At 70.8% G+C, this 12429-nt stretch carries 10 protein-coding genes; 7 read left to right on the top strand and 3 right to left on the bottom strand.

Features of this window, described 5'->3' with window-relative positions:
• Window positions 1-310: 310 nt before the first annotated feature.
• Entirely contained in the window at window positions 311-2218 is a 1908-nt protein-coding gene (locus C5E07_RS18690) for an ABC transporter ATP-binding protein (RefSeq protein ID WP_104301552.1), read from the bottom strand.
• Window positions 2215-4101, bottom strand: coding sequence for an ABC transporter ATP-binding protein (locus C5E07_RS18685; protein WP_104301550.1), 1887 nt, complete (start codon window positions 4099-4101; stop codon window positions 2215-2217). Before C5E07_RS18685 ends, C5E07_RS18690 begins: the two co-directional genes overlap by 4 nt.
• Before the next feature lie 85 nt (window positions 4102-4186).
• On the opposite strand from C5E07_RS18685, the gene C5E07_RS18680 reads away from it, so the two are divergent.
• Window positions 4187-4972, top strand: coding sequence for an AraC family transcriptional regulator (locus C5E07_RS18680; protein WP_104244546.1), 786 nt, complete (start codon window positions 4187-4189; stop codon window positions 4970-4972).
• Window positions 4973-5418: 446 nt separating this feature from the next.
• Here the strand turns inward: C5E07_RS18680 and C5E07_RS18675 are convergent, their stop codons facing one another.
• Window positions 5419-6198 carry a hypothetical protein gene (locus C5E07_RS18675; protein WP_104301548.1) on the bottom strand — a complete coding sequence of 260 codons (780 nt, stop codon included), beginning with the start codon at window positions 6196-6198 and terminating at the stop codon, window positions 5419-5421.
• 160 nt (window positions 6199-6358) lie between these two features.
• Here C5E07_RS18675 and C5E07_RS18670 point away from each other — a divergent pair, with 160 nt between their 5' ends.
• From C5E07_RS18670 to C5E07_RS18645, 6 genes are all read left to right on the top strand, one after another.
• A complete protein-coding gene (locus C5E07_RS18670; RefSeq protein ID WP_219820141.1) occupies window positions 6359-7477 on the top strand; it encodes an ABC transporter substrate-binding protein in 1119 nt (372 codons plus the stop codon).
• Window positions 7474-8430, top strand: a complete 957-nt coding sequence (locus tag C5E07_RS18665; RefSeq protein ID WP_104301544.1) for a siderophore-interacting protein — start codon at window positions 7474-7476, stop codon at window positions 8428-8430. The genes C5E07_RS18670 and C5E07_RS18665 overlap by 4 nt, the downstream gene beginning before the upstream one ends.
• 7 nt (window positions 8431-8437) lie before the next feature.
• Complete coding sequence (locus tag C5E07_RS18660) at window positions 8438-9517, top strand: iron ABC transporter permease (RefSeq protein ID WP_258064056.1); 1080 nt, start codon at window positions 8438-8440, stop codon at window positions 9515-9517.
• Window positions 9514-10608: an iron chelate uptake ABC transporter family permease subunit gene (locus C5E07_RS18655; RefSeq protein ID WP_104301540.1), complete on the top strand. Its 1095-nt coding sequence runs from the start codon at window positions 9514-9516 to the stop codon at window positions 10606-10608. Before C5E07_RS18660 ends, C5E07_RS18655 begins: the two co-directional genes overlap by 4 nt.
• Window positions 10608-11450, top strand: a complete 843-nt coding sequence (locus tag C5E07_RS18650; RefSeq protein ID WP_104239947.1) for an ABC transporter ATP-binding protein — start codon at window positions 10608-10610, stop codon at window positions 11448-11450. The genes C5E07_RS18655 and C5E07_RS18650 overlap by 1 nt, the downstream gene beginning before the upstream one ends.
• 132 nt (window positions 11451-11582) lie before the next feature.
• A complete protein-coding gene (locus tag C5E07_RS18645; protein ID WP_104301537.1) occupies window positions 11583-12179 on the top strand; it encodes a DUF1349 domain-containing protein in 597 nt (198 codons plus the stop codon).
• Window positions 12180-12429 lie beyond the last annotated feature (250 nt).

The following is a 12429-nucleotide window of genomic DNA, read 5'->3' as shown; positions in this document are numbered from 1 at the left end:
AGGCAGGGGGGGGTGGTCGGGGAGCGGGAGCAGTGCCAGCTCTCGCGCAGAGGTCACCGAGATGCAGGCGCGCGGCGCCGGGAGCCTGCATCTTGCTCATTCTTGTGGAGTTGCTGGCGGGGGACGGGCGGATGGGTTGGGAAGGAAGGATAGGGAAGCGGCGGGGAGCGGATGGATGGCGAGCGGCGATCAGCGGGAGCTGTGCGGGATGGAGTCGGCGCGCCGGGCGTGAACCCGGGGCGCAGAGGTCACCGAGATGCAGGCGCGCGGCGCCGGGAGCCTGCTTCTTGCTCATTCTTGCTGCGTCCGGTCACTCCGGCTGCGTGCGGGCAGGGAGGGAGAGCGTGGATGGGGCGGAGGCTTCCGCCGCTGCGCCTTCCCATGCGCCCCACAGGCGGGCGTACTCGCCGCGGAGGCGGAGCAGTTCGCCGTGACTGCCCTGCTCGACGATGCGTCCACGCTGCATGACGACGATGCGGTCGGCGACGCGGGCCTGCGACAGCCGATGCGCGACGACCACCGAGGTGCGCCCGCGCGTCGCGGCCGTCAGGGCCGCGTCGAGGCCGAGCGGGTCGTCGCCTCCGCCCTCAGCCGTCGCCTCGTCGAGCACCACGATGGCCGGGTCGCGCAGCAGCACCCGCGCGAGCGCGAGCTGCTGCGCGGCGGCGCCATCGAGGGCGAGACCGGATGCGCCCACCCGCGTGTCGAGCCCCGCATCCAACTCGAGCAGCCAGTCTGCCCCCACCGCCCGCACCGCCGCCGCGAGGTCCTCGGCGCTCGCGGACGGTGCCCCGAGCCGCAGGTTCTCGGCGATCGTCGCCGCGAACACGTGGATCTCCTGCGTGACGAGCACGACGTTCGTGTCCCGCTCGCGTGATGCCGCGGGCCGCCCATGCACCGTCACGCTGCCGCCCGTCGGATCGAACGCCCCGACGATGAGCTGCGCGAGGGTGCTTTTCCCCGATCCGCTCTCCCCGACCAGCGCCACCCGTTCGCCCGGCGCGACCCGCAGGCTCACGTCAGCGAGCTGCATCCGCTGCCCGTCGTAGCTGAAATCGACCGATTCGACGACGATCGCGGGGGAGTCCGCGGCGACGCCCGCGCCGTCTTCGTCTCCGTCTTCAGCCGCCCCGTCTTCCCCCGCTTCGTCTCCGCCTCCGCGGAGCGCCCCCGATTCGCCCCGTCCGTCGTGGTCGCGCGCGCCGACGACACCGACGAGCCTCGCGAGGCCGACCCCGGCGAGCTGCAGCTCGTCGATGCTCGAGAGCAGCGAGCCGATGGGGCCGAACAGGGCGAGGAAGTAGAGGGCCGCCGCCGTCGCGCCGCCGATGGACACCATGCCCGCGTGCACGAGCCAGAAGCTCACGGTGAGGATCGCCGCGACGCCAAGGTACTCGCCCGTGTTGAGGTGGGCGAAGAACGTCGTGCGGATGCGCGCCGCCTCGTACTGCAGGTCGATGGAACGCAGGCTGCGCGCATCCACCTCGGCGAGCTGGCGGCGTTGCCTGCGGTGGGCGCGGATCGTGTCCGCCCCGCTGACCCCCTCGATGATGACCTGCCCGCGCTCCGCCTCGGCGACCCGCATCTCCGTGTACACGGGGCGGGAGCGGCGGATGAACGACCTCGTCGCGAGTACCTGCACGGGCACGGCGACGAGCGCCGCGAGCCCGAGCCACGGGTTGATGGCGGCGATCCCGGCGAGCGACAGCACGATCATGAACGACGACTGCGTCACCGCTGGCAGCACGCCGGAGGCGGCCTCGGTGACCGACTCGACGTCGCCGGTCACGCGCGAGACGATGTCCGACGAGTCAGAGCTCTCGGCCTGACCGGCCCGCATGCCCAGGACGAAGCTCATCGCGTCCTCGCGAAGCCCGCTCACGAGCTCCTGCACGAGCGCCACGAGGAGGCGGATGCCCGCGTAGGCGAGCAGCGCAGAGACGGACGTCACGACGAGCAGCAGGACTCCGGGCAGCACCAGCGCCTGCACACCCGCGCTGCCGGTCACGAGGTCGACGAGCCAGCCCAGGAGCCGCGGGACGAGGAGCGTCGACGAGGAACCGCCGAGGAGCAGCAGGATCACGGCGAAGATCCGAGGACGGGATGCGCGCAGCCGGTCGGCGGTGGCGCGCGCCGTCTCGCGGCCCGACGCGATGGGGAGGAGCGTGGCGGTGGATGGGGCTGTTGCTGTTGCTGCTTGCGGTGCGTCGTGGCTCATCGGCGTGCCAGCTCCTCGTCGGGGCTCGTGGCTGGGGTGTCGGGGTCGGTGTCGCGCTGGGCCTGTGTCTCGTTCTGAATCTCGGGCCGGGTCTGCGTGACCGCGCCTGCGGCGGTGGATGCGTTCGGCGTTTCGGGCCGTCGAGTTTCGGCCGGTCGAGCGTCGCCCGTGCCGCAGGGCGAGTGCGCCTCGACGTCGATGACGCGGTCGCAGGCAGCGAGCAGGAGGGGGCTGCGAGTGACGAGCACGGTGGTCGTGGGGTGCGCGCGGAGGGAGTCCGCGATGCGCGCCTCGGTTGCCGGGTCGAGCGCGGAGGCCGGCTCGTCGAGTACCAGGACCCGTGCCTCGCTTGCGAACGCGCGGGCCAGGAGGACACGCTGACGCTGTCCGCCGGAGAGACGCCTGCCGCGCTCGCCGAGCTGGCGGTGCCAGCCCAGTGCGGTGACCTCGGTGAGGGCGGCGCGTTCCGCGGCCGACTCGAGATCCGGGTCGATTCCGGGGCCTGCTCCGGTATCCGCGCCCGCACCCACACCCGCACCCGCTCCGTCGACGCCATCCGCATCCGCATCCACGAGCAGGTTCTCGTGGAGCGTCGCCGAGAAGACCGTCGCGTCGTGGGGAGGCGCGAAGACGAGGTGTCGGTAGGCGTCCGGTCCGATGGTGTGGGCGTCCAGCCCGGCCACGGTCACCTCGCCGGCCTCGAGGGGAACCCGGTAGGCGAGCGTGGCGGCGAGCGCGCGGGCGGCTGCCGGGGTTGCCGGGCGGAGGCCGACGAGCGAGCCGGGGGCCACGTCGATGTTGGTGCCGTCGGGCGCCCGCCACGTGAAGGCCGCGGGGGCATTGTGGGTGGAACGGACGGCCTCGGCCAGGCCCACGCCGCCGACGTGCGTGTCCTCGACGGGCACCGCGTGCTCCTCGCTGAGCACCGCGACGATGCGTACCGCGGATGCGCGCTTGTGCAGCCAGTTCGACGCGAACGTGCCGACGTGCGCGAGGGAGCCCTGCAGGTACTGGCCGAGCCCGACGACGGCGACGAGCTCGCCGAGCGTGATCTGCCCGAGGGTGGCGAGAGATGCGGCCGAGAAGGCGAGAGCGGCCAGGAACGCGCCAGACGCGATGCCGCTCACGGCGAGGTAGCGCTGGATGCCGCGGTTGGACGCGATCGCACCGGTCTTCGCTTCGGCGCTCGCGTCGAGGTACCGGCGGGTGGCTTGCGGCTGGGCGCGGATGCCGCGGATGATGCGCAGTCCCGCGACGAGGTCGGTCGCCACGTCGCTTGCCGCGCTCGCGGACGCCTGCTCGCGAGCGCCGCGGGCTTCGATGGGCTTCGAGGCCGCGTGCATCCCGACGAGGATCAGCACGGAGGCCGCGAGGACGCCGACGCCCAGAGGCACCGAGATCGCGAGCAGCGCCGCCGACGAGACGAGGATCGCGGCGGTGCTCGCGCCCTGCTGCACGACCGACCAGGAGACGCCCGCGACCCGGTAGCTGTCCGAGGTCGTGATCTGCAGCAGCTCGCCGGGACTGCGGCGGCTCGTCACGCCGTTCGGGTGCAGGACGCGGGTCAGGAGCGAGCGCCGCAGTTCGAGTTCGCCGTGCCCGTAGACGCGCACCATGAGCCTCGCCGCCCAACGATACGAGAAGGAGAGCACGAGGAAGTTCGCGAGGAGGATGCCCAGCCAGAGTGCGAGCTGGGCGGCGTCGTTCGTGACGATGGCCCGGTCGATGATGACGCCCACGAGGACGGGGACAAGCGCTTCCGCGGCCTCGTGCACGATGTAGCCGAGCGTCGCGAGGGTGAGCTTCCAGCTGCGCCCTGACGCGAAGAGCGCGTCCCACATGACGGATGCGGGGGTCGGGGTTCTGGGGTTCTCACGGGGCATCAGTCGATAGTAAGGTTCACCTAAGTCCCGTTAGTGATGCGTTCGGCCAACTTCTGTTGCGTTCCGGACAACCAGGAGATGCACCGTGTTCCAGGCGCTCGAGCTCAGCCCCGCACCATCGACCCTCGAGGTCCGTCCGGTCGGCATTCCCGCACCCTTCCTCCTCACCACGGCCGTGCTCGACGGCCCGAACCTCGGAGACCGGGTGCCGCACGTGCACCCGGAGGGCATGATCATGTGGCCATCGCGGGGGAGCGTGGTGGTGCTCGTCGAGGGTGCCCTGCGCACGCTCGCCGTCGGCCAGGGCATCTGGGTGCCGCCCTTCACGCCCCACACCATGGAGGTCGACGCGTCGTCGGTCGGGTGCTGCACGTACTTCACGAGCGAGGTCGCCCCCGACTGGCACGCCGTCGGCACCGTGCAGCTGGGCGCCGCGTTCCGCGAGCTGCTGCTGCACCTCGCCGAGTCACCCATGGAGACCGATCAGCGTCTCCGCGCGCAGGCCGTCGTCATCGAGCTCCTGCCCGCGGCGACGAGCTACGTCGAGACCGTTCCCGTGCCCCGCGACGAGCGCCTCGAGCCACTCGTGCGCCGAGTCCTCAGCGACCCCGCCGACGATCGAGGCGTCGAAGCGTGGGCGTGGCAGCTGTCGCTCAGCGTGCGCACGATCGCCCGCATCTTCGCGGCAGAGGTCGGCATGACGTTCTCGCACTGGCGCACCATGGTGCGCATGGCGGCGGCGGCGCGGATGCTCGCTGACGACCTGCCCGTCGGCACCGTCGCCGGGCGCGTCGGCTACGCCACGACCAGTGCGTTCAGCGCAGCCTTCCGACGCGCCATGGGGTCGAAGCCCAGCGACTGGCGGCCGTAGCTCGCCCGGCCCGTCCGGGCACTGCGTCTCGCGCAAGCTCCAGGTTTCGGGGTGGGTTGCTCGCCTCGGGATGGGTTGCAACCCATCCGCAGGCGTGGAAGCCATCCCGAAACGGACCCCAGGTTCGGAGACGCGGCGCAGCGGCGTTCCTGCGCTCCGGCGTTCCTGCGTTCCGGCGTTCCGGCGCTGCTGCGCTGCTCTGCGTTTCGCTCTAGCCCCAGGTTTCCGCTCGATTCTCCGCGGTGTCTCGCGCAAGCTCCAGGTCTCGGGGTGGGTTGCTCGCCTCGGGATGGGTTGCAACCCATCCGCAGGCGTGAAAGCCATCCCGAAACTGACTATTGGCGGGGGAGGCGACGACTGGTGCGCCGGGGCTGGGCGGACTGCTGGCGGGGCGGGGCGGACGTGCGGCGGGGCGAGGCGAGTGCCAGGAGTGGACCGGCTCGACGTCAGTCTTCGGTGTCGCGGCGCAGGGGGCCCGGCAGGAAGTGCATCTGCTCGAGTCGGCCGTACTTGACGACAAGCGCCTCGACGAGGTCGCGCTGGTCTTCGTCGTCGATGCGGATCTGCGTGTGCCCGTTGTACAGGAGCAGGTCGTGGGCGTTGGAGAAGATGAGGCGCTCCCAGCGGCTCGACCAGAGCCTGCGCCCCCGCTCATCGAACGCGACGACGTCGTCCGCGGTGAGGGTCATCATCGCGACGCCATCGCTGCCGCGCACGATGAGGCCGACGGGGAACTCGCTCTTCTCGTAGTCCTCGAAGTAGGCGTTGAAGCCCACCAGGGCCAGCGGATACACGGAGCGAAGCTCACGGGAAACCCTGGAGACCCGCAGCTGACGCGTCTCCGCTGGTTCTGCCGGCTTGGCTGGCGAACCGTCGTCCCCGGTCTCGTCCCTGGCCCCGGTCTCGTCTCCGCTACCGGTGTCGCCTCCGGCGGGCACGGCGACCGGGGTGGACGCCTGCTCATCGACGGGAACGGCGACGAGCTTCCCGGGCTTGTGACTCTCGACCCACAGTTCCCAGAGGCGCTGCTCGTTCGCCGGGAATGACCCGCTCGAGGTGACGAACGGCTGGTCCCTGCCGATGACGCGGTGCGTGTACTGCCACAGCGGGAGGCGCCTCGGGCGGGGGCGGATGCTGAGGTCGCCGAAGACGACGATCGCACCGATCGCGATGACCGCGAGCACGAAGATGGCGAGCAGCCCCCCGAACAGCTCGTCTTGATTCACCTTCGAAGAGTAGCGCGGCGAGAGGGCACCCGCGCGACGCCCGAGGTGGCAGGAATGCGATGCCGAGTGACCGCGAAGCGATACGCCGCCTCCGTAAGCTCGGTGTGTTCTGAGGTAAGCCTTACCTCTAGCGTCTGCACTTCTGTCGAATGGAGCCACCTTGACCTCGGCTGTCACCCGTCGCTTGTCCACCTCATCCCGTCTCGCGCCGCGACGCTCGGCGCACGGCCGCTGGACCGGAGCGCTCGCCGCGGCCACCGTCGCGGTCCTCGCGCTCGCGGGCTGCGCATCCGGTGACGCCGAAGCGGCTGACGGAGTGACAGCGACGGCGGCCGAGGAGGGCGCCCTGCCCGTCACGATGACCCACGCCTTCGGCGAGACCACGATCTCGGAGGCACCGGAGCGGGTCGTGACGATCGGCTGGGCGACGCAGGACGTCGTCGCGGCGTTCGGCACCGTGCCGGTCGGGATTCCCGAGACGTGGGGCGGCGACGAGGAAGGCTATTCGCCCTGGTTCCGCGCCGAGGTCGAGGAGCTCGGCGGCACCATGCCGGAGATCCTGAGCTACAACGACGCGAACGAGCTCGACTTCGAGCAGATCCTCACGCTCGAGCCCGACGTGATCCTGGCCCCGCACTCCGGCCTCACCGAGGTCGAGTACAACCGCCTCTCCGAGATCGCCCCGACGGTCGCGTACCCCGAGAAGCCGTGGGCCTCCGAGTCGTGGCAGTCGCTCGTCGAGATCGTCGGCGACAGCCTCGGACAGCCCGCGAAGGCCGACGAGATCATCGCCGAGACGCAGGGCCAGCTCGACACCGTCAAGGAAGAGAACCCGCGGTTCGCCGACACGACCTTCGCGTACGGGCTCACCCTCAGCGATGGGGCGACGGAGGCCGGCATCTACATCCCGAGCGACCTGCGGGTGCAGTTCCTCACCGAGCTGGGCCTCAAGAACACCCCGGCCATGGACACGGTGCTCGGCACCGTCGAGGGCGACAACTGGTACGGCGCCGTGAGCCTCGAGGAACTCGACACCATCCCCGCCGACATCTTCGTCGCCTGGTCGAACAGCCAGGAAGAGCTCGACTACACGCTCAACCACCCCACGTTCAAGCTGTGGGAGCCCATCGCCACCGGCCACTACCTGTTCCTCGAGAGCGAGCCGCTCGCCATGGCGACCAACGCACCCACGCCCCTCTCCATCCCGTGGGCCATCGACGAGTTCGTTCCCATGCTGAACTCCGCCATCGACGGCAACGGAGTCGGAGGCGCGGAATGACCGCCCTCACCAAAGCCGGAACCGAATCCGCAACCGAGTCTGAGACAGCAGGAAGCGGCTACGTCGAGCGCATCCACCGCGCCGTCGTGACGGGCGTGCGGCAGCTTGGCCCCGGGATGCTGCGGGTCACGTTCGGCGGCGACGACCTGCTCGACTACCCCACGACGGGGATCGGTGACGAGTACGTGCGTCTCTTCTTCCCCGACGAGGCGCACCTCGAGCCGCGCCTGCCGTTCGTCTCCGGGCGCGGCTGGGACTACGAGGAGGGTGTCGAGCCATCGCAGATGCGCACGTACACGATCCGCGACCACCGGCCTGGTGAGATCGACATCGACTTCGTCGTGCACGATGGCGGGATCGCGAGCACGTGGGTGCTCGGCGCGAAGCCCGGCTACGTGCTCGGCATCAACCCGCCGCGCGACCTGTACGCGCTGCCAGAGGGTGTCGCCAAGCAGGTGCTCATCTGCGACGAGCCGGCCCTGCCTGCCGCGCTGCGCATCGCCGAGCTGACGCCACACGTCGAGACGGAGATCGTCTGCGAGATCCGGGATGCGGGCTACGAGCTGCTCCCGTCGGTCGAGCTCAAGGCGGCGCACTGGGTGCGCGGCTCCGGCAACGGCCACCGGCCGAGCCGCCTCGTCGAGGCCGTGCGCCGCCTCGACATCCCGAACGACGGCAGCGTCTACGTGTGGGTGGCCGGCGAGACGCGCGTCACACGAGAGGTGCGCAGCCACCTCCGCCACACCCTCGGCCTCCCCGGCTCCGCGTACAAGGTCGTCGGCTACTGGACCTACGAGGTCGAGGCCTGGTCGGCCAAGTGGGAGGCGCTCGACGAGTCGACCAAGCAGCAGATCACGGACCTCTACGGCGAGACCGGCGACGGCGAACCGGAGATGGATGAGGAGACCCGCATGGACGAGGTCTTCCGCATCTACGCCTCGGTCGGCCTCTAGCAGCGCCGTGGCGACGATCAGCACGGCGGGCGCGAGGGCCGGGGCGGCTCGCTCGAACCCCCGGGACCCGAGCGGGAGCGGCCTGGCGAGCAGCAACGCCAAGCGCACCCTCGCGCTTGTCATCGCCCTCGCGGTGCTCGTCGGCACGGTCGTGCTGAGCATCTTCGTCGGCGCGCGAGCCATCTCGCCCGAGGTGGTCTGGGAGGGCCTGCTCGGCTCGCGCGCCACCGAAGAGCACGTCATGGTGCTCGACCTGCGCATCCCGCGGACCCTCGTGGGGCTTGTCGTCGGGCCCGCGCTCGGGCTGTGCGGCGCTCTCATCCAGGCGTTCACCCGCAACCCGCTCGCCGACCCCGGCATCCTCGGCGTCAATGCCGGCGCGAGCTTCGTCGTGACGCTCGCGGTCGGCCTCTTCGGCTTCACCGCCCCCGGCCAGTACGTGTGGTTCGCGCTCATCGGGGCGTTCCTCGCGACCATGCTCGTCTACGCCATGGGCTCGGTCGGCGGCGGCAAGGCGACGCCCCTCACCCTCACGCTCGCGGGCGTTGCGATCAGCGCCGTGCTCGGCGGCTTCACCTCGGCCATCGTGCTGAAGAACATCGACGCCCTCAACGTGACCCGGTTCTGGGGGGTCGGGTCCATCGGCGGGAGGTCGATGGACGTGGTGCTCACGTGCCTGCCCCTCATCATCGTCGGGGTGCTGCTCGCGCTGTTCTGCGCCCGCTCCCTCAACGCGCTGTCGCTGGGTGACGAGCTCGCAGCCTCGCTCGGGGTGCGCATCCGCTCGACCCGAGTGCTCGTGGTCATCGCCGTGACGCTGCTCGCCGGCACCGCCGTCGCGATCGCCGGCCCGATCGGCTTCGTCGGCCTCATGGTGCCGCACGTCGTGCGCTGGTTCGTCGGGCCCGACCAGCGCTGGATCATCGTCATGTCGATCGTCATGTCGCCCATCCTGCTGCTGGCCGCCGACATCCTCGGCCGCATCGTGCTGCCGTCCGGAGAGCTGCGGGTGGGGCTCGTGACCGCGATCATCGGAGCCCCCGTGCTCATCGGCCTCGTGCGCCGCAAGAAGGTGAGCGGACTATGACCGCGACACGTGAGAGAACCGCCGTCGCCGCAACTGCTGCTCGGGGCATCGACTTCGGCGACCGCACCTACGCCGTGCGCTTCGGCCGCTTCTCCAACCTCCACCGCCGCCGCGCGGTCGTCGTGTGCGGCGCGATCGTCGTCGCCGTGCTGGCGCTCGGCGTCGTCTCGCTCGGCTACGGCACGCTCGCCCTCTCGCCCTGGGAGGTGCTGACGGCGCTCTTCGATTCGGATGCATCGAGGGCGCACCGGCTCGTCGTGTTCGAGTGGCGCCTCCCGCGGTTCCTGTTCGCCGTGCTGGCCGGCCTCGCGCTCGGCGCAAGCGGCGCGATCTTCCAGTCGATCACCCGCAACCCGCTCGGGTCGCCTGACATCATCGGCTTCTCGACGGGCTCCTATACGGGCGCGATCATCGTGATGCTCTGGATCGGCTCGACCTCGTACTACGCCATCGGAGCGGGGGCCCTGCTCGGCGGGGCCGTCGTCGCGGCGGCCGTCTACCTGCTCGCCTACCGGAAGGGACTCCGTCCGTTCCGGCTCATCATCGTGGGCATCGGCGCGAGCGCCATGCTCGCGTCGCTCAACGCGCTCATGATGATGCGGGTCAGCCAGGAGCAGGCGATGCTCGCCGCCGTCTGGGGCTCCGGCTCGCTGAGCGCGCTCGGCTACGCGCAGCTGCTGCCGGCGACGCTCATCTTCGCCGCGCTGGTCGTGGGATGCGGGGTCCTCGGGCGTCCGCTCGCGGCGCTCGAGGTGGGCGACGACGCGGCCCTGTCGCTCGGCGTGCATGCGAACCGCACGCGCGCCTTCTCGACCCTCGTCGGGGTCGCGCTGACGGCGCTCGTCACGGCAGCGGCCGGACCCATCTCGTTCATCTCGCTCGCCGCCCCGCAGATCGCGCGCCGGCTGACCAAGGGTGCAAGCCTGCAGCTCCTGCCGTCGGCGCTCGTGGGCGCGCTCCTCCTCGTCTCCGCCGACCTCGTCGCGCAGATCGTCGACCTCCCCGTCGGCGTGCTCACCGTCTGCGTCGGCGGCATCTACCTCGCCTGGCTGCTCGTGCACGAGCAGACCACGAAGAAGGGACGTCAGTGATGACGATCGAAGCGGATACAGCGAGCCTGGCAGGCCCTGCGACGGGCCTGGTCGCGGCTGAGCTCAAGGCCACCTCCGTGCACGTCGGCTACGACGCGCAGCCCATCATCGAGGGCCTCGACTTCGAGGTGCCGGCGCATTCGTTCACCGTCATCATCGGGCCGAACGCGTGCGGCAAGTCGACGCTGCTGAAGGCCCTCGCCCGGCTCCTCAAACCGAGCGACGGCAGCGTGCTGCTCGATGGCAGCGACATCTTCACACTCAAGACGAAGGACGTCGCGAAGCGCCTCGGCCTGCTGCCACAGACGTCGCTCGCCCCTGAGGGCATCCGGGTCGCCGACCTCGTCGCGCGGGGCCGGTTCCCGCACCAGGGCATGTTCGACCGCTGGTCGGAGGCCGACGAGCGCGCCGTCACCGATGCGATGGCCGCGACGCGTGTGGATGCGCTGTCGTCGCGGTTCGTGGACGAGCTGTCCGGCGGTCAGCGGCAGCGTGTGTGGGTCGCGATGGCGCTCGCGCAGGAAGCACCCGTGCTGCTGCTCGACGAGCCCACGACGTTCCTCGACATCTCCCACCAGTACGAGCTGCTCGAGCTGTTCCGGCGGCTCCGCGGCGAGGGGCGCACGCTGGTCGCCGTACTGCACGACCTCAACCAGGCGGCCCGTTTCGCGACGCACCTCGTGGTCATGCGCGACGGCGAGATCGTCGCCCAGGGCAAACCGGGCGAGGTGCTCACCGCAGAGCTCGTCGAGGACGTCTTCTCGCTGCCCTGCCGCATCATCGACGACCCCGAGACCGGCACGCCGCTCGTGATTCCGCGCGAAGGGGTGTGGACGGAGTAACGGGAGCGGTCTGGCAGGGCAGTGCGCTCGACAGCGATGATGGGCTGAGGAACGACCTGATGGCACGCACGCTCGACCTGGGCTGCGCGTGCCGCCCCGAACCGAACCGAGCCGAGCCGAACGGAGTCGATGATGACGGAACTGAACGCGACGAGCATCCCATGGGGTGACGGTCACTGGACCAACGAGCCGGTTGCCGCGGAGGCGAGCGAGGACGGGCTCCGCGTCACCGCCGTCGAGGGCAGCGACGCGTGGCGCACCACGTCCTACGGGTTCATCCACGACACCGAGCACGCGCTGCTGCGTCCGTTCGAGCAGGATTCCGCCGTCGAGGTGGAGTTCGTCGTGGACTTCACCGAGCAGTTCGACCAGGCGGGGATCTTCCTCAAGGTCGACGACGAGACCTGGATCAAGGCCGGCATCGAGCTGAGCGACGGGCAGGAGCAGCTGGGGGCCGTGGTCACCAGGTCCGAGTCGGATTGGTCGCTGGCTCCAGTGCCCGAGTGGGGTGGCCACCGTGTCACGGTGCGCGCGAGCCGGGAGGGCAACGCCGTCACCATCCGCGCCCGGGTGGACGCCGAGCCGTGGCGCCTCGTTCGAGTGGCACCGCTGGCTGCCGATGCGCGCGTCGCGGCCGGCCCGTTCTGCTGCGCGCCGTCGCGGAGCGGCTTGGTGGTGCACTTCACCGCGTGGCGGACGACGCCGGCGGACGCCTCGCTGCACCCGTAGCGCGATCGCGGCGAGCGACGGGAGGTGCCACGGGGTGGCGCCGTTGGCCCTCTCCGAACAAGAGCGGCGCCACCTCGTGGTCGTCGTTCGGCGCCGCCGCGAACGTGGCGCGGCGGCACCGGGGTCGGTCGAGAACCGCCGGGTCTACAGTCCCTGCGCGAGGCGGTAGTAGGCCTGGTTCCAGCGCACTTCCTTGCTGAACTCGCGCAGGGTGGTGTCGGCGTCGATGCGCAGCAGCTCGGTCTTCGCG

Origin of the sequence: Pseudoclavibacter sp. RFBJ3, assembly GCF_002931375.1 — a bacterium.
Lineage (GTDB): Bacteria > Actinomycetota > Actinomycetes > Actinomycetales > Microbacteriaceae > Pseudoclavibacter.
This window is presented reverse-complemented; position numbering and strand designations above follow the sequence as displayed.

What these genes read in the sequence shown, in the direction of transcription:
- C5E07_RS18665 (WP_104301544.1), top strand. Translation starts at nt 7,474, where the DNA reads ATGACCGCCCTCACCAAAGCCGGAACCGAATCCGCAACCGAGTCTGAG.
- C5E07_RS18690 (WP_104301552.1), bottom strand. Translation starts at nt 2,218, where the DNA reads ATGAGCCACGACGCACCGCAAGCAGCAACAGCAACAGCCCCATCCACC.
- C5E07_RS18655 (WP_104301540.1), top strand. Translation starts at nt 9,514, where the DNA reads ATGACCGCGACACGTGAGAGAACCGCCGTCGCCGCAACTGCTGCTCGG.
- C5E07_RS18645 (WP_104301537.1), top strand. Translation starts at nt 11,583, where the DNA reads ATGACGGAACTGAACGCGACGAGCATCCCATGGGGTGACGGTCACTGG.
- C5E07_RS18685 (WP_104301550.1), bottom strand. Translation starts at nt 4,101, where the DNA reads ATGCCCCGTGAGAACCCCAGAACCCCGACCCCCGCATCCGTCATGTGG.
- C5E07_RS18650 (WP_104239947.1), top strand. Translation starts at nt 10,608, where the DNA reads ATGACGATCGAAGCGGATACAGCGAGCCTGGCAGGCCCTGCGACGGGC.